Origin of the sequence: Bradyrhizobium ontarionense, from assembly GCF_021088345.1 — a bacterium.
Lineage (GTDB): Bacteria > Pseudomonadota > Alphaproteobacteria > Rhizobiales > Xanthobacteraceae > Bradyrhizobium > Bradyrhizobium ontarionense.
Genome location: NZ_CP088156.1, coordinates 6,408,477 through 6,424,615 on the forward strand (window position 1 = coordinate 6,408,477; position 16,139 = coordinate 6,424,615).

A 16,139-nucleotide genomic window follows, 5' to 3' on the forward strand; every position below is an offset into this window, starting at 1 on the left:
AGGCAAGCGGCCGAGGTGTAGACGAAAGAGGCAGAGTAAAGGCAGCCGGGGCCGACGTCGGCGAGGGGCGGCTTTGGCCGCGCGTGCGGCGCGAGATCAGCCGTCCTTGGGGGCCGGCTTGCCTTCGGTTTTCGGCTTTGCGGCCGCTTTGCGCTTGGCGGGCTTGGCGGCGGCGTCGGAGCCGGGCTTTTCCGCGGATTTTGCGCCGGCCTCGTGCTTGGCCGCGACGCGGCGTGCCGCTGCCGGCTTCGCTTCGGACGTCTTGCTGTCCGACTTGGCTGCCGCCTTCGTGTCCCCGTCGATCCTGGCCGCCGCGGTCCGACTCGCCTTCCTGGCGGCCGCCTGCGCCTTCTTGCCGCGGTGCCTGGGCGGGGTCTGTGCGTCGGCGTCGGCGGCAACTGCCGCGATCAGGGCCGCGCCGGTGCGCGTCGGGCCGGTATAGACCAGGATCGGTTCCGAGGGGGCCGGGGTTGCCGCGAGGAGTTCCGATGGCTTCATCGTCGGCGTCTGCAACCCTGCGAGCAAGGTGCCGCCGGTCGCTTCGCCCTCGGCGCCCGCGACCGTGTCCTCGTCGTCGTCGCTCGCGGGGCGGTGGCGCCGGCCGCTGCACATTTCGTCGCGCAGGTTGGGTGGGGTGGCGTCGACCGGCACCAGCTGCTCGACATTGCCCAGCGGAGCCTTCAGCCAGCTGAGCTGGTTGCCGTTGAAGCCGCGGTCGAGCATCTGGATTGCACGCACCGCGCGCATCTGTCCCGACGAGGCGCCGAGCACGACGGCGATCAGGCGCTTGCCGTTGCGGGTCGCGGACGCCACCAGATTGTAGCCCGACGCGCAGATGAAGCCGGTCTTGAAGCCGTCGGCGCCGGGATAGCGCCCGATCAGCCGGTTGAAGTTCTGCACGATGCGGCGGCCGTAGCGGATCGAGGGGATGTGCACGAAATACTCGTATTCCGGCAGGTCGCGGATGATGGCTCGCGCGAGGATCGCGAGGTCCCGCGCCGAGGTGATCTGGCCGTCGGCGGGCAGACCGTTCGGATTGACGTAGCTCGTCTGCGTCATGCCGAGCTTCTGCGCGGTCTCGTTCATCATCACCGAGAAGCCGTCGATCGAGCCGCCGACGCCCTCGGCCAGCACCACCGCCATGTCGTTGGCGGACTTCACCAGCATCATCTTCAGCGCGTTGTCGACAGTCAGCTGCGTACCCGGCCGATACCCCATCTTCGACGGCGATTGCGAAGCTGCCGTGGGAGAGACCGTTACCAGCGTGTCGAGCGAGATCTTGCCGTCCTTGACCGCCTTGAGCGTGACGTAGGCGGTCATCAGCTTGGTGACCGACGCCGGGTACCACGGATAGGTGGCGTTCTGCGCTTCCAGCACTTTGCCGCTGTCGGCTTCGACGAGCAGCAGCGCCTCTGCGTCGGCCGATCGAGGCGTCAGCACGAGCGCAGTGGCAACGAGAAGGATGCAGAGTGGGGTGTGGCGGAACAACAGGCGAAGCGTCTGCACTGGTCTGGTCCGGTCCTTTGAGAACCCGCCTCGCGACATGAGGTGGGCAAACGGGCTTTCGGGTTTCAAGCGTGTCCGGCGCCGCACCGGGGCGGCAGGCCGCGAACCTATACCGGCTCGTCGCTGGCGAACAGAGGCCAGCCATTCAATTCCACGATGAAAGCCTCCCGCTATCAGGCCTTGACGATGGAGTCGTCACTCTCGGGCGCCGCGAGAGTCGCGCGTGGGTTCACGCTTGCGTTCTCCTGCACCATGAACTGGGCTTTCGCGAGTTCCGCGAAGTGGCCGCCTTTCGCGACGAGTTCATCGAACGTTCCGCTTTCGATCACGCGTCCGTTCTCGAACACCAGGATCCGGGTCGCATTGCGGATGGTCGAGAGCCGGTGCGCGATCACGAAGGTCGTGCGTCCCTTCATCACCTCGTCCAGCGCCGCATTGAGCTTGGCCTCGGTCACGGCATCGAGCGCGCTGGTCGCCTCGTCGAGAATCAGGATCGGCGGGTCCTTCAACAATGCGCGAGCGATCGACAGCCGCTGGCGCTCGCCGCCGGACAGCATGCGGCCGCGCTCGCCGGCATTGGTATCGAAGCCCTGCTCGGCGCGGTCGATGAAGTCGAGCGCCTGGGCGCGGGCAGCGGCGGTGCGCAGCTCCTCGTCGGTCGCATCGGGCTTGCCGACCAGCAGGTTCTCGCGAATCGAGCGGTTGAACAGCAGCGCCTCCTGGAACACGACGCCGATGTTCCGGCGCAGCGCCGCGAGCTTCAGGCCGCGCACATCCATGCCGTCGATCTTGATGAATCCGGATTGCGGATCGAACGCACGATGCAGCAGCGCGATCGCGGTCGACTTGCCGGCGCCGGTCGGCCCGACCAGCGCGATGGTCTGGCCGGGCAGCGCGGTGAAGGTGAGGTCCTCGACCGCCGGGCGCTTGCCGTCATAGGAGAACGACACGTCGTTGAATTCAACGAGGCCCGAGAGACGGCCGATCTCGATCGCGTCAGGGCGGTCGCGCACCGCCGGCACGGCATCGAGCACGGTGAAGAACTCGGCCAGGCGCGGCGCTTCCATGAAGACGTTGTTGATGAAGGACACGACCTGCTCGAGCTTCTGGATCAGCATGGTCGCGAACGACACGAACATCACGATTTCGCCGACCGAGGTCAGCCCCGCCTGATGCAGCGTGATGCCGAACGTAAAGATCGCGAGCACCGTGATGGTCGTGGAGGCGCGCGTGATCACCGTCACCAGCGCCCACCAGCCGAGCACCGGCATCTGCACCGACAGCAATTGGCCGGCGACATTGCGCAGGCCCTGGACCTCGGCGTCGATGCGCACGAAGCTCTGCACCAGCGCGACGTTGCCGAGCGCGTCGGAGGCGCGCGCCGACAGATCGCTGTAGTGCTCCTCGACCTCGCTCTGCATGCCGTAGGTCTTGCGCACGACCAGGGTCGTCAGCACCGTGAACACGACGCACAGCACGAACAGCAGGATCGCGAGCCGCCAGTTCAGGTACAGCGACAGCGGCAGCAGCACGAGCACCGACATGATCGCCGCGAAATGCTCGCGGAAGAACGACAGCCACAGCTTCCACAGCGCATCGGTGCCGTTGATCATCACCTTCATCAGCCGGCCGGAATGCGTGCCGGAATGGAACGTCAGCGGCAGCTGCAGGATGTGCTCGAAATAGCCCGTCAGCACCGCGTGGCGCTGGCGGTGGGCGAGCCGGTCGGCCTGCAGTGCGACCCAGGCGCTGGCGAGAATCGTGAACAGCCCGAAGCCGGCCCAGGCCGCGAGCAGCGGCCAGGCCGTGCTGGTCGACGCGTTGCCGGAGAGCGAGTCGACAATGCGTCCGAACAGCACCGGCTCGGCGAACTGGGCGACGGCGAGTGCGAGGTTCGCGATGGCCAGGATCCAGCCCAGCCGCGCCTCCTTTCCGAGCAGGTGAAGCACGCGGGCGTAGATGCGGAGCAGGGACATGGGCGAGGCACTTTGCGCAGGCATTCGGGGCAGCCGCGCCGGGCGGCGCGCTGCTGCATGTTAGCAAGGGATGGGCTGTTGCGGCGAGCGCTCAGTTGACGAGACGGCTGTCGGCCGGTGGCAGGAAGCTGTCGTCGAAGATGTCGGCCGGCGCAGGGCGCTTGTGGTGGAATTTGCCGTCCTCGGCGATCTGGTCGAGGGCGCGTTCGAAGCGGGCGGGATCGATACCGCCGATACCGTCGCGGCGAACGTCCGATGTCAGCACATTGTCGGCCAGCACGGTCTGCAGGCGCTCGAGCTCGAGCTCGCGCGAGGCGTCGTCCATCCGGCTGATCACGTCGGTGACGGCCGCGGCTGGATCCTTGATTGCGAGTTGCAGTCCTGATGTCAGCGCCCGCAGGACGCCCTTCACGGCGGCCGGCTGTTTGGCTGCAAAGTCCGGATTGACGATCACGGCGTGGCCATAGGCCTCACAGCCGAAATCGGCGAAGCGCAGCACGGCGAGATCGGCGGCCGGCACGCCGCGGTCGCGCAGATTGAGCGCGGAGAGATAGGAGAAGCCGCTGACGGCATCGACCTGGCCGGCCGACAGGATCGGCTCGCGCACGGCCGCGCCGACGCGCGACAGCTTGATCGTCTCGGTCCTGAGATGGTTGTGGTGCGCCACCGCCGGCCACAGCCGGATCGAGAGATCCCCCTCGGCCACGCCGAGCGTCTTGCCCTCGATGTCGGCGAGCCCGTGGATGCCGCGGCTCTTGCGGGCGATGATGGCGTAGGGCGCCGTGTTGAACAGCACGAACACGGCCTTGATCGGCTGGCTGCCGGACGTGTCGCGATAGCGGATCAGCTCGTTGATGTCGGCGAGCGCCATGTCGGTCTCGCCTGCGGCCACGCGCGCGATCGCATCGGGCGAGCCCTTGGCCGTGGTCATGGTGACGGTCGCGCCCTCGGCGCTGAACAGGCCGCGGGTGGCCGCGAGCACCAGCGGCGCCATGCTGCCGTCGAGCGGACGATCCAGCGCGAACATGACGGCGACCGGGCGCTTCGTCTCTTCCGCGCGCACGGCGCTCTGACCCGCGAGCACGCATGTCGCAAGAATGGCGAGGGCAAGAGAGACGAGGAGCCGTTGCATACGCATGACATCACGCCGGTATCGGAATGGGCTCGCTCGGCCGCACCTGCGGATATGTCCGTTTCGTGACAGCGCCGCTTCGCCCGGCGGGCACCTAATCATGTCTGATCGAATCTGAACGGTCCATGAGCAAGGCCTGCGGCGATTTGCGGCTTCGACTTATGGTTTCGCGAGGGGAACTGTGGCCCGGTCCGTGAGTTGCCTCGCGAGATTGATCACATGGAGGATCACATGATCACACAGCGCGGGACTTTTTCGCGTCTAGGGCGTGCCACTGTCATGGCGACAGTCGCCGCGGTCGCCTTGACGGCAATCCAGCCGACGCTCGCCTTTGCCGGCGCAGCGCGGGCTGGCAACGGTGTTTCGGCCAGCGCGGCCAAGGACGGCGGACTGACCGACGTCAGCGCGCGTCGTCGTTATTATCGTGGCGGCGGAGGCGGCGCGGCCGCTGCGGCGGCCTTCGCCGGCATCGTCGGCACGGGTCTCGCCATTGCGGCGACCCAGAATCGCCGTGCCGATTATGACGACTACTATGGCCGTCCGGCCTACTACGGCTACGGGCCGGGCTATCAGTCCTATGGCGGCGGCCCCTATTATGGCGGCTATGGCGGCGGCTACCCTCACCACCATTACGGCTGGTGATCGACCGACCAGACCAATCCGCCGGCGCGTCGCCGGCGGATTTTTCATGCCTGCCGCAAACGTTAACATGCCTGCCACCGAATTTAACTAATGTGGCCGGATGACCGATTCGATCGAGCGTCTGTATCGCGCTGTTCTGGCTGCACGGGATCTGGATCCGGCGCGCTCGCGCACGGCCAAGCTGATGCAGCAGGGCACGGGCAAGATGGCCAAGAAGCTCGCTGAAGAGGCCATCGAGGTCGCGATCGATGCGGTCAGCGGCGACGCCCAGGCCGTGGTGCGGGAAAGCGCCGATCTCCTCTACAATCTGGCGGTGCTGTGGGCCGAGCTCGGTGTCGAGCCCGAGGACGTCTGGCGCGAGATGGAGCGGCGCGAGCTGATGCTCGGCATCGCCGAGAAGCTGCCGAAATCGCCGGTAAAGGTCGCCAAGGCTGCACCCCCGCGGGTGTCGGGGCGACCGATCGTCGCGGTCGAAGGTCGGACGATCCGCAAGCGGCATTAGCTTCGGCGGGACGGGCACATCGCCCATGGACAAACCCTGCCCGGTTTGCTTCATCGCGAACCATGCTCAGACGGATCTATGACTGGTGTATCGACGCCGCACACAAGCCGCATGCCCTGTGGATCATGGCCGCGGTTGCCTTCGCTGAAAGCTCGTTCTTTCCGGTGCCGCCGGATGTGATGCTGATCCCGATGTCGCTGGCCAAGCCGCAGCGGGCCTGGCTGTTCGCGGGCGTCTGTACCGCGGCCTCGGTCGCAGGCGGCATGGTCGGCTACGCGATCGGCGCGCTGCTCTACGATTCGCTCGGCCAATGGCTGATCCATCTCTACGGCCTTGGCGACAAGGTCGAGGCGTTCCGCGCCTCCTACGCCGAATGGGGCGCGGTCATCATCCTGCTGAAGGGATTGACGCCAATCCCCTACAAGCTCGTCACGATCACGTCGGGCTTTGCCGGCTACAACCTGTTCCTGTTCTTTCTCTGCTCGGTCGTGGCGCGCGGCGGCCGCTTCTTCATCGCCGCGATCCTGCTCAACCGCTACGGTGAATGGATCAGGGTGCGGATCGAAAAGCATCTCGGCCTCTGGGTGGCGCTCGGCGCGGCCGTTCTGGTTGCGGGCTTCGTCGTCGCGGTGAAGCTGATCTGAGGCGATGCGCTGCCGGCGCTCTGCTGGTGGTGGTGGGAGGAGGTAGACTGCCGTCATGCTGCTCCTGACCGGTCAACGGCCTGCGACACTGCGACGGTCACGGCTGCTCGCGAGCTTGGTGTCGATCGCCTTCGCGTTCTCGGCTGTTGCGGCCTGGGCCCAATCGGCGCCCGCGATCGGCCTGCGCGAGTCCCCTCCACCGCAGCAGGCGCCGGCGGTCGACGTTGCGCCGCCTCGCTCCAACCCGGGGTTGGTGGAGGAGCTCGGCAAGCTGTTCGACAAGATGTCGATCATCCCGCTGAAGCGCCCGGGCGAGACGAGCCTGGCGCCGCCCGCGGGCGCGCCAGGTGACACGGCCGGTCCCCGGGACGATGCTGCCGACCGGCCGGCCGGGACGACCGACAAGCCGGCCGAGCCGAGCGCGGGCGAGGGCAGCAAGGGGGTGCTGAAGGAGACCGGCGATGCGCTGTCGCGACTGGCCAAGCCCTCCAGCATGATCTCGGGTCGCTCCGTCTGTCCGGTCGCGACCAACGGCACGCCGGATTGCAAGCTCGGGGCCGACAGGCTGTGCCAGGGCAAGGGCTATAAGGAAGGCAAGAGCCTCAACACCGATTCCGCGGAGAGCTGCTCGGCCAAGGTGCTGATCCCCGGCCGCCAGCGCAAGCCGGGCGACTGCCGCACCGACACGTTCGTGACATCAGCGCTCTGCCAATAGGGCTCCAACAAGGCTGGCGGGCCAGCGTTGCACCTTCGGTCAGCGCCTCAACGCAAGACCCTTCACGGGCTTTTCCGGTCCCTCTGCGGACGAATTGCCATCACGGCATGATGTCGGGCATGCTCGTGATTACGAGCTGTCCGCATTTCACGAAGAGGAATTCTGATCCATGTCCATGCCCGCCTTGTTCAAGGGGCGCCTGTCGATCCCCGTGATCGGCTCGCCTTTGTTCATCATCTCCGTGCCCGATCTGGTGATCGCGCAATGCAAGGCCGGTGTCGTGGGCTCGTTTCCGGCGCTGAACGCGCGGCCGCCGGAATTGCTCGACGAATGGCTGGCGCGCATCACCGAGGAGCTCGCCGCCTACGACCGGGCGCATCCGGAAGCCCCGTCGGCGCCGTTCGCCGTCAACCAGATCGTGCATCGCTCCAACAATCGTCTCGAGCACGATCTTAAGCTGTGCGAGAAGTACAAGGTGCCGATGGTCATCACGTCGCTCGGCGCGCGCGAGGAGCTCAATCAGGCGGCGCATCGTTGGGGCGGCATCGTCTTCCACGACGTGATCAACCAGACCTTCGCTCACAAGGCGATCGAGAAGGGCGCCGACGGTCTGATCCTGGTCGCGGCCGGCGCGGGCGGCCACGCCGGCACCATCTCGCCGTTCGCCTTCGTCGCTGAGACGCGGAGCTGGTTCGACGGACCGATTGCGCTCTCGGGCGCCATCGGCAACGGCCGCGCCATCCGCGCCGCGCGCATTCTCGGCGCCGACTTCGCCTATGTCGGCTCGGCCTTCATCGCCACCAAGGAGGCCAATGCGGCCGAGGCCTACAAGGCCATGATCACGAGTTCGGGCGCCGACGACATCGTCTATTCGAACCTGTTCACCGGCGTGCACGGCAACTATCTGAAGCCGTCGATCGTCGCGGCCGGCCTCGATCCCGAAAAGCTGCCGACCTCCGATCCCACGAAGATGAGCTTCGGCACAGACGAGTCGGGCGAGCGCGCCAGGCCGAAGGCCTGGAAGGAGATCTGGGGCTCGGGTCAGGGCATCGGCGCCATCAAGGACGTGCTGCCTGCAGCCGAGCTGATCGCGCGCTTCAAGAAGGAATACGACGAGGCGATCGATCCGCCGCTGTGAGGTGATGGGTCTTCGCCTCGGGCCGCTTGGGGCACGCCGAACGGGCCGGGTATTTCGGCTTGGGCCCATCTTCTTCAGCGTCGTCATGGCCGGGCTTCGTCCCGGCCATCCAAGTCTTCGTCACCAGCGCGCTGCCGGACCCGGAGACAACTTCCGCGGACCGTGACGGAGCTGGTGTCGCCGCTATTCCAGGCTCGCCTGCGCCGTGGTGACAACGGTGAAATCCGCTTTAGCGGCGGTTTTGGCCGACGCGAGCCTGATATCTCCATCGAGCGGGACATGACGTCCGCTCTCGCGGGTGGATGAGCCTTCGTGGCGTCCGGTGATTGGACTGCTTGTGTAACCCGCGGCAGACATTGGTGTGCTGAAAGCTGGCAACCGCCGCTTACCCGAAGCGGAAGCTTGCCCGGAAGAATAGAAGATCAGAAAAAGCCGGGGCTCAGATCTATCCCGTAGCTCAGCGCCAACATCAACACGAACAATCCGGAGGCACAGAACAGCACCAGATGTTTGAGCAACGCGTCCTTCGTACCATCCGATGACTCAGAAAAAGCCCTAGAAAAAACTTTGGCCATAATAGTCGCGACCTCTACCTTACCCTGCCCCTGAAGTAGGTCAGTCGGCGAAGTAGAAAGGTTCAGCTCAGTACGGGGGGCACTGCCCCGCAGCAGGTGCGAAAACGCTTCGGGGCGAGAACCGCTTCTGGCCCCATTAGGGCGTTCCGGCTCGAACGCGATGGCGTCCGGTTGGCCGACCTGACCGGAAACATACCAAGCGACATCGCGCACTCGCCGGCCAGCGGTCTGCCTGCATTCGATCCAAATCGTTCGGCAGCATGAAACCCGGCCGAAAATGAAAGACGCGGCAGCCGGTGGCTGCCGCGTCCATTTGTCAAAGGTCAGACCGAGCGCGAGGCTATTCCAGCTCGATCGCCTGGAACTTGCCGCGCTCGTCCAGCGCCGTACCCCAGATCTTGTGCGAAGCTTGGTGTTCGGCGCGGCCGAAGCCGAGCTTGGCGCCGAGGCCGAGATCGATGTCGCGCATGTTCTCCAGCGTGTCGATCAACGCCTCGCTGTCGAGCTGCGGGCCGACCCGACGCATCGCCTGAACCAGGACGTTGGCCGCGATATAGCCTTCGAACGACACGTAGGACGGTGCTTCGCCCGGGAAGTACTTCTCGAGCGCGCTCTTGTATTCGAGCACGGCGCTCGAATAGCCACCGACCGCCGGCACCACCTGGGTGACGATGACGCCGCTGGCATAGCGCGGACCGAGCAGCATCAGTTCGTCGGACAGTTCGGTCGAGCCCACGAACGACACGTTGGTATAGATCATGCTCGGATAGAGATCGCGCGTCTTCTCGATGAACTTCGCGGCCGCCCGGTAGGTCGCGACCATGACGATCGCCTTGGGCGGATTCTTCATCGCCCGCAGCTGGTTGACCGCCTCATCGACGTCCACCGTGTTGCGCTTGTAGTTGAAGCGGACGATGGACGTATCGGCGAGGCCGAGCGACCGGAAGGCCTTGGCCACACCGGAGAAGCCGGCATCGCCGTAGGCATCCTGTTGCGCGAACACGGCGATGTCCCTGGGCTGCAGGCGGCGCAGCTTGACGAGATAACGCACGACGGTGTCGGTCTCTTCCGCGTAGCTGGCGCGGTAGTTGAATACGTAGCGATCCGGCGGATCGTTGCGCAGGATGTTGGCGCCGGTGAACGCACCGTAGAACAGGACCCGGCGCTGCAGCGCGAAGGGCATGGCCACGGCCGAGGTCGGCGTGCCGACATTGCCGATGAAGCCGAACACCTTGTCCTTCTCGTAGAGCTGCTTCATCGCATCCAGCGTGCGCGCCGGCTCGTAGCCGTCGTCAGCCGAATACAGGCGCAGCGACCGCCCGGCGACACCGCCGCCGTCGTTGGCGCGGTTGAAGGCGGCCTCGATGCCAAGCTTCATCTGCCGGCCGAGCTCCTTCGACGCACCCGAGAACGGCGCGGCGATGCCGAAGCGGATCTCGTTGGCGGTCACCCCCTGGACGTTGCTGTTGGTCGGGGGCGGAAGCGTCGCCGTCGGCACCGTGGCGGCGACAGCCGCGGACGGGGCGATCACCCCGGCGAGGCTGGTGGCCGTCTGGCTCGGCGCGGCCTGCCCGAGCGAACGCTCGAGCTCGGCCAGCTGGCGGCCTGCGGCGTTGCAGTCCGTCTGCGCTGCACCGACGCGGTTGCGGCCGTCCGCGACGTAGCCGTTGAAGACGCGGGTGAGTTCGTCGCGATCCGAGCCGCCCGTGGAGGCCTCCCGGATCACCTCGCGAAACTTGTCGACGATGGCCTGAACGCGGCCCTGGTCGATCGCCTGACAGGCGGATGCTGCTCCCACGATCGGCCCAACCCGGCTCGCAAGATTACGCACCACATCCGCATTGGTGCCCGCCGCGCTGGCGGGCGTTGCGAGCAATGCCGCAACCAAGAACACGCTAGAACGAAAGCTCATTGCCACTATCCCACTATGGACCCCATCCAGGTCTTCCGCCTGGTGATTTGACGCTTTGTCTGCGACGGAGAAGATTTATGACCGCCACCATGCACAGACTAGCCTTTCCTAAGAGCATGACCATTTCGGTAACCCGGCACGGCTATCTCTGATCATGCTTTAGAACTTGCTAATGCGTCGTCTTCAACCAGTTCTTTTCCTTGCAGCTAAGTCTAGTCAAGTTCGATTGGCTGGTACGTGCCGGTTTCGTCGAGTGCAGTGCCCCAGATCTTGTGTGACGCCTGGTGCTCTGCGCGTCCAAATGCGAGTGGAGCGCCGAGGCCGAGATCGAGGCTGCGCATCGATTCGAGCGTGTCGACCAGTCGCTCGGTGTCGAGCGGATCGGTCTGCTTCAGCGCCTGGATCAGGATCGTGGCCGCGATGTAGCCTTCGAGCGACGTGTAATCCGGCGCCTCACCGGGAGAATACTTGGCCAGTGCAGTCTTGTAGTCGAGCACGAGGCTCGAATACCCAGAAACAGCCGGCACGCCCTGCGTCACGATGACGCCATTGGTGAAGCGCGGACCGAGCAGTTTCAGCTCGGTCGCGAGCGACGTCGAGCCGACGGCGGATACGTTGGCGTAGATCAGGCCCGGCACCGCATCGCGCGTCTTCTCGATGAACTTCGCGGCCGCGCGATCGGTGGCCACCATGATGACCGCCTTGAGCTGAGGTTTGTAGGCCTTGACCTGGTTGACCGCCTCCTCGACATCCATCGTCGCGCGCGGATAGGTGAAACGCACCACGGGATCGCTGACGTTCAGCTGCCGGTAGGCCTTCCCGACGCCGGCGAAACCGTCGTCGCCAAAGGCGTCCTGCTGGGTGAACACCGCGATCTGGCGCGGCGGAATCCGCTTCATCTTGACGAGATAGCGCACCAGCGCGGCCGTCTCCTCCGCGTAGCTGGCGCGGTAGTTGAAGACGTAGCGATCGGGCGGATCGCGCCTCACCACGAGCGCGCCGGAATTCGGTGCGAAATACAGCGCGCGCCGCTCCAGCGCGTAGGGAATGGCCACCTGCGAGTTCGCCGTGCCGATATTGCCGATGAAGCCGAACACCTGCTCCTTGTCGTAGAGCTGGCCCATCGCCGCTAGCGTCCGGTTCGGATCGTAGCCGTCATCGGCGGCGACGAGCCGAAGCGTGCGCCCGCCGACACCGCCGGCATCATTGGCGCGGGCGAAGGCGGCCTCGATGCCCTGTTTCATCTGGCGCCCGGTTTCCTTGCGGATGCCGGAGAACGGCATGACGATACCAAAGCGGATCTCGCGCTCGGTGACGCCGCGCACCGCCGCTGCGGCCACGGCTCCCGTCGTCGCTTCCGCTGGAGAGGGCGCGCTCGGGCCGGCGGCGGCCGGCTGGCTCAGCGAGCGCTCCAACTCGGTCAATTGCCGCTCTGCGGTCGCGCAGTTCGCCTGCGAGGTGCCCGTGCGGCTGCGGCCTTCGGCGATGTAGCCGTTGAAGCTGCGGGTCAGCTGATCACGTTCGCCGTCGTCGGTCGTCGACTGACGAATGGCCTCGCGAAATCTGTCGACGATGGTCTGGACGCGCCCCTGCGCGATGTCCGTGCAGGCCGACGCCTGGCCCACGATCGGCCCCACCCGGCCGGCGAGATCCCTGACCATGTCGGACGCCGCCGCGAATGCGGGCGTGAGGGGAGCACCGAACAGGCTCCCGATGATCAAGGCGGACCAACGAACCGTCATCGAATTATCCACTCGCTCCGTGAGCTGCTGACCTCATCACTCTGCTATTCGTGGCATTTCGAATTAATGTCGGGTTTCTCTGTCGCGTTTTTATCCGTGTTGGCGGGGGCTAACTGCCCGCCAGCGGTATTCTATTCAAGTTCGATGGGCTGGTAGGCGCCGCTGTCGTTCAGAGCCGTGCCCCAGATCTTGTGAGATGCCTGGTGTTCGGCGCGTTCGAAGCCGAGCTGGGCGCCGAGGCCGAGATCGACGTTGCGCATCGTCTCGAGCGTGTCGACCAGCTGCTCGGTGTCGAAACTGGGGCCGGCGCGCTTCAATCCCTCGATGAGGACGCTCGCCGATATATAGCCTTCCAGCGAGGTATAATCCGCCGGTTCGCCGGGGAAGTACTTCGCAAGCGCGTTCTTGTACTCCAGCACCAGGCTCGAATAGCCGGAGACGCCGGGGACGGTTTGCGTGACGATGACGCCATCGGCGTAGCGCGGACCAAGCAGCATCAATTCGCTGGCAAGCGCGGAGCCGCCGACCGCGGAGATGTTGGCGAAGATCGCGCCCGGGAAGACATCGTGCGCCTTCTCGATGAACTTGGCTGCGGCCCGGGTCGTTGCCAGCATGACCACGGCCCGGACCGGCGTCTTCAGCAGCTTCAGCTGGTTGATGGCGTCGTCCACATCCACCGTGTTGCGCGGATAGTTGACCCGGGCGATCGCATTGTCATTGGCGCCGAGCGCGCGAAACGCCTTGGCGACACCCGCAAAGCCGGCATCGCCGAACGCGTCGTTCTGCGCGAACACGACGATCTGGCGCGGCTGCAGCTTGCGGAGCTTGACCAGATACCGGACGATCGCGTCGGTTTCCTCGGCATAGCTCGGTCGGTAGTTGAAGACGTAGCGGTCGGGCGGATCGTGGCGCACCACATTGGCGCCGGTGTAGGGCGCGAAAAACAGCGCGCGCCGCTCCAGCGCATAGGGGATCGCAACCGCGGCGGTCGCCGAGCCGAAATTGCAGATGAAGCCGAACACCTGCTCCTTTTCATGGAGCTGCTTCATCGCATCGAGCGTGCGCGCCGGATCATAGCCGTCGTCGGCGGTCACGAGCTTCAGCACGCGGCCGTTGATGCCGCCCGCTTCATTGGTGCGATTGAACGCCGCCTCGACGCCGATCTTCAGCAGCCGCCCGCTTTCCTTCACCGGGCCGCCATAGGGGATGACCATGCCGAACTTCATGTCGCTCTGCGTGATGCCGCGGACGGCGCCCGCAGGCGGCAGGATCTGCGCCGGCGCGGTTGCGGCCTGCGCGCTCGATGGTCCGATCGTCACCACGGGCAGGTTGGATCGCGCTTGTGTCGGCGTGGCGAGCGACTGTTCGAGCTCGCCAAGCTGGCGATCCGCGCCGCGGCAATCCAGGCGACCGCCGGTGACGAGGCCGCGGCCTTCGGCGACATAGCGGTCGAGCAGGCGTGTCAATTCGTCGCGATCGGCCTCGCTCGAAGCGGCCTCGCGGATGACCATCTGAAACTTCTCGATGATCGCCTGAATACGCGGCCGCGCGATGTCGCGGCATGCGAGCGCCGAGCCGATGATCGGGCCGACGCGGCTACCGAGCTGGCGCGCCACGCCGACATTGTCGCCGGGCGCAGCCATGACGCCGCTCGTCGCAGCATCGCTGGTCGCGATGATGCCGAGCAGGGCGGCTGCCATACGGGCGTGAGCCCGCGGACGGCGTGCTGCCGCTTTCTGCGGTAGGACGTCGATCATTGTCGCCTTATGGGATGCTTTTGAATTCGGATCAGAGCAAGCGGGTTAGCGAACCCGCTCCATCTGTCCCGTCTTCTGGTTCCACTGCATGAACTGCTGCAGCATGGGCTTTTCGGGAGTCTCCGCCTCGGCGGTCGGCGCCGGAGCATCCGTGGCCAGCAGGGACTTGAACTGCGACAGCGCCGGGACCGGGGCTTCGGCCCGCTCCGGCAGCGAACTGGTCTGGTCCGCCTTGGCGTCGTCCGCATCGGCAGCCACGGCCGGCAGCGTCTTCATCGACTGCACGGCGGCGACGAATGATGAGCTCGCATCGGGCTGGCGCCACACCGGAACGATGTTGACGAAGAACAGCGCGACGACGGCAGCCACACCGGTTGCCGCGGCGAAGCGCCCGGCGATCTTGAACACGACCGAGCGGCGGTCGCGCTCACGCTCGAGATCCGGGGGCTCGCGCATGACTTGCGGGTTCAGCGACTGGCGAAGGGATTCGAACACGGCGGTCTCCAAGCGAGCATCGAGCGGTCCTTGCTGTCCCGAAGCGGGACGCTCGGCCGCCTCCGCTGCCTTGGCGTTGTCACCAACAAGAGATAGACGTGCTGCCTCCGGGCGTTCGCGCAGCCAGCGCGGCGCGTAGTGCAGCGGGTCTTGTGGGTTCATCGGATTCTGTTCACTCAACGAACTCATACGCTACTCCTCTGACGCTCGATTCCGGTAAACTGATACGCTACTGCCCTGGTCGTATGAGACGAATTTCAAACGAAGAGCGGGAGCGGTTCTGCCACCTCAGTCCACACGGAATCCTGTGCAGAATCAGACGTTTCGCGTCGATCACCGATCGCACGCCAGCGGTCCTTTCCTGCAAGGCGCCGCGGCACGTTACGTATGCCTTTGGCGCCTGTTTCGATTCCATGCCCCGCCCCCTGACGAGTGTCAATTGATCGGAACCGCTTAAAGCCGTCGGCTCCGCATTATATGTACGTTAAAGTTATCATCATGATGTGATTAAAATGAGGCGTGTCAGGTCTTGACGCAGATGCTCGGGATTTGCGTCGCAATCGTGCCAAGATTGTGCCTTGATTCGATCATCATCGAACTATGTCGGGCGGGCCGCGGTCGATTTTCGAGCGGCTTAGCGTCGATTTAACCATCCGTTAACCATCTGGCGCCGACAGTTAACCAATCACTAAGAAGGGTTGGGTCGGATGATCATGAGTGCAGGCGCTGAAACGGTACGTCCGCTTATTCGTCTGCGCGGGCGCTCCTATGTCGCCTTCGTCTTTTCGCCGGTCGTGCCGATTGCCGATTGGCTCAGCGAGCTCGACGCGACGCTGGCGGGCTCGCCGGGTTTCTTCGTCGGCAAGCCGATCGTGCTCGATCTCTCCGCAGTGGATCTGAGCCCGCTCGCGATCACCCACCTGATCAAGAGCATCGAGTCGCGCAACATCCGCGTGCTCGGGCTCGAAGGCGTGGAGCAGGCGCGGCTGTCGCTCGGCATGCCGCCATTGTTGTCCGGCGGCCGTCACTGCGCCGTGCAGGAGATCGAGCCCGAGAAGCCACAGCTGCAGCAGCCGACATCGCTGCTGCTCGATCAGCCCGTCCGCTCCGGCCAGTCGATCGTGTTTCCCGACGGCGACGTCACCGTGCTCGGCGCGGTGTCGTCGGGCGCCGAGATCGTCGCCGGCGGCTCCATTCATGTCTATGGCGCGCTGCGCGGCCGGGCGATGGCCGGCGTCAACGGCAATTCGGCGGCGCGGATCTATTGCCAGAAGATCGAGGCAGAGCTCGTCGCGATCGACGGTTACTACCAGACCGCGGAGCAGATCGACGCCGCGTTGCGCGGCCGGGCGGCGCAGGCCCGGCTCGAAGGTCATTCCATGAAGATCGTACCATTGAACTGA

Annotated in this window: 14 protein-coding genes; 6 read left to right on the plus strand and 8 right to left on the minus strand. The window is 65.4% G+C overall.

Annotated elements, in window-relative coordinates; all coding sequences use genetic code 11:
- Positions 1-96 precede the first annotated feature (96 nt).
- From LQG66_RS28220 to LQG66_RS28230, 3 genes are all read right to left on the minus strand, one after another.
- On the minus strand, positions 97-1,506 hold the full coding sequence (locus LQG66_RS28220; RefSeq protein WP_231319108.1) for a D-alanyl-D-alanine carboxypeptidase family protein: 1,410 nt from the start codon (positions 1,504-1,506) through the stop codon (positions 97-99).
- Positions 1,507-1,679: 173 nt separating this feature from the next.
- Positions 1,680-3,482 (minus strand): glucan ABC transporter ATP-binding protein/ permease, encoded by a 1,803-nt coding sequence (locus LQG66_RS28225; protein WP_231319119.1) that lies wholly within the window; start codon positions 3,480-3,482, stop codon positions 1,680-1,682.
- Positions 3,483-3,573: 91 nt separating this feature from the next.
- Positions 3,574-4,620, minus strand: coding sequence for an ABC transporter substrate-binding protein (locus LQG66_RS28230; RefSeq protein WP_231319121.1), 1,047 nt, complete (start codon positions 4,618-4,620; stop codon positions 3,574-3,576).
- A gap of 225 nt (positions 4,621-4,845) precedes the next feature.
- Here LQG66_RS28230 and LQG66_RS28235 point away from each other — a divergent pair, with 225 nt between their 5' ends.
- The 5 genes from LQG66_RS28235 (at position 4,846) to LQG66_RS28255 (ending at position 8,255) form a co-directional block, all read left to right on the plus strand.
- A complete protein-coding gene (locus LQG66_RS28235) occupies positions 4,846-5,256 on the plus strand; it encodes a hypothetical protein (RefSeq protein ID WP_231319123.1) in 411 nt (136 codons plus the stop codon).
- A 100-nt stretch (positions 5,257-5,356) separates the two neighbouring features.
- Positions 5,357-5,758, plus strand: coding sequence for a phosphoribosyl-ATP diphosphatase (gene hisE / locus LQG66_RS28240; RefSeq protein WP_231319124.1), 402 nt, complete (start codon positions 5,357-5,359; stop codon positions 5,756-5,758).
- A 62-nt stretch (positions 5,759-5,820) separates the two neighbouring features.
- Positions 5,821-6,402 carry a YqaA family protein gene (locus tag LQG66_RS28245; RefSeq protein WP_231319126.1) on the plus strand — a complete coding sequence of 194 codons (582 nt, stop codon included), beginning with the start codon at positions 5,821-5,823 and terminating at the stop codon, positions 6,400-6,402.
- 55 nt (positions 6,403-6,457) lie between these two features.
- On the plus strand, positions 6,458-7,117 hold the full coding sequence (locus LQG66_RS28250) for a hypothetical protein (RefSeq protein WP_231319128.1): 660 nt from the start codon (positions 6,458-6,460) through the stop codon (positions 7,115-7,117).
- A gap of 169 nt (positions 7,118-7,286) precedes the next feature.
- A complete protein-coding gene (locus tag LQG66_RS28255) occupies positions 7,287-8,255 on the plus strand; it encodes an NAD(P)H-dependent flavin oxidoreductase (protein ID WP_231319130.1) in 969 nt (322 codons plus the stop codon).
- Between the two features lie 422 nt (positions 8,256-8,677).
- On the opposite strand, the gene LQG66_RS28260 is transcribed toward LQG66_RS28255, so the two are convergent.
- The 5 genes from LQG66_RS28260 to LQG66_RS28280 form a co-directional block, all read right to left on the minus strand.
- A complete protein-coding gene (locus LQG66_RS28260; RefSeq protein WP_231328088.1) occupies positions 8,678-9,043 on the minus strand; it encodes a hypothetical protein in 366 nt (121 codons plus the stop codon).
- A gap of 127 nt (positions 9,044-9,170) precedes the next feature.
- Positions 9,171-10,742, minus strand: coding sequence for an ABC transporter substrate-binding protein (locus tag LQG66_RS28265; RefSeq protein ID WP_231319131.1), 1,572 nt, complete (start codon positions 10,740-10,742; stop codon positions 9,171-9,173).
- A gap of 212 nt (positions 10,743-10,954) precedes the next feature.
- Positions 10,955-12,484 (minus strand): ABC transporter substrate-binding protein, encoded by a 1,530-nt coding sequence (locus LQG66_RS28270; protein ID WP_231319132.1) that lies wholly within the window; start codon positions 12,482-12,484, stop codon positions 10,955-10,957.
- Between the two features lie 131 nt (positions 12,485-12,615).
- Positions 12,616-14,241 (minus strand): ABC transporter substrate-binding protein, encoded by a 1,626-nt coding sequence (locus LQG66_RS28275; RefSeq protein WP_231319133.1) that lies wholly within the window; start codon positions 14,239-14,241, stop codon positions 12,616-12,618.
- A gap of 45 nt (positions 14,242-14,286) precedes the next feature.
- Positions 14,287-14,925: a hypothetical protein gene (locus tag LQG66_RS28280; protein WP_231319134.1), complete on the minus strand. Its 639-nt coding sequence runs from the start codon at positions 14,923-14,925 to the stop codon at positions 14,287-14,289.
- Positions 14,926-15,449: 524 nt separating this feature from the next.
- Between LQG66_RS28280 and minC the strand changes: the two genes are divergently transcribed.
- The gene (gene minC / locus LQG66_RS28285; protein ID WP_425601258.1) at positions 15,450-16,139 is read left to right on the plus strand and encodes a septum site-determining protein MinC; all 690 of its coding nucleotides are present in this window, start codon (positions 15,450-15,452) and stop codon (positions 16,137-16,139) included.

Bases quoted from the DNA above. Each gene is read 5' to 3' on its own strand.
- LQG66_RS28225 (WP_231319119.1), bottom strand. From the start codon at position 3,482: ATGTCCCTGCTCCGCATCTACGCCCGCGTGCTTCACCTGCTCGGAAAG.
- LQG66_RS28230 (WP_231319121.1), bottom strand. From the start codon at position 4,620: ATGCGTATGCAACGGCTCCTCGTCTCTCTTGCCCTCGCCATTCTTGCG.
- LQG66_RS28235 (WP_231319123.1), top strand. From the start codon at position 4,846: ATGATCACACAGCGCGGGACTTTTTCGCGTCTAGGGCGTGCCACTGTC.
- hisE (WP_231319124.1), top strand. From the start codon at position 5,357: ATGACCGATTCGATCGAGCGTCTGTATCGCGCTGTTCTGGCTGCACGG.
- LQG66_RS28245 (WP_231319126.1), top strand. From the start codon at position 5,821: ATGCTCAGACGGATCTATGACTGGTGTATCGACGCCGCACACAAGCCG.
- LQG66_RS28250 (WP_231319128.1), top strand. From the start codon at position 6,458: ATGCTGCTCCTGACCGGTCAACGGCCTGCGACACTGCGACGGTCACGG.
- LQG66_RS28255 (WP_231319130.1), top strand. From the start codon at position 7,287: ATGTCCATGCCCGCCTTGTTCAAGGGGCGCCTGTCGATCCCCGTGATC.
- LQG66_RS28265 (WP_231319131.1), bottom strand. From the start codon at position 10,742: ATGAGCTTTCGTTCTAGCGTGTTCTTGGTTGCGGCATTGCTCGCAACG.
- LQG66_RS28270 (WP_231319132.1), bottom strand. From the start codon at position 12,484: ATGACGGTTCGTTGGTCCGCCTTGATCATCGGGAGCCTGTTCGGTGCT.
- LQG66_RS28275 (WP_231319133.1), bottom strand. From the start codon at position 14,241: ATGATCGACGTCCTACCGCAGAAAGCGGCAGCACGCCGTCCGCGGGCT.
- LQG66_RS28280 (WP_231319134.1), bottom strand. From the start codon at position 14,925: ATGAGTTCGTTGAGTGAACAGAATCCGATGAACCCACAAGACCCGCTG.
- minC (WP_425601258.1), top strand. From the start codon at position 15,450: ATGAGTGCAGGCGCTGAAACGGTACGTCCGCTTATTCGTCTGCGCGGG.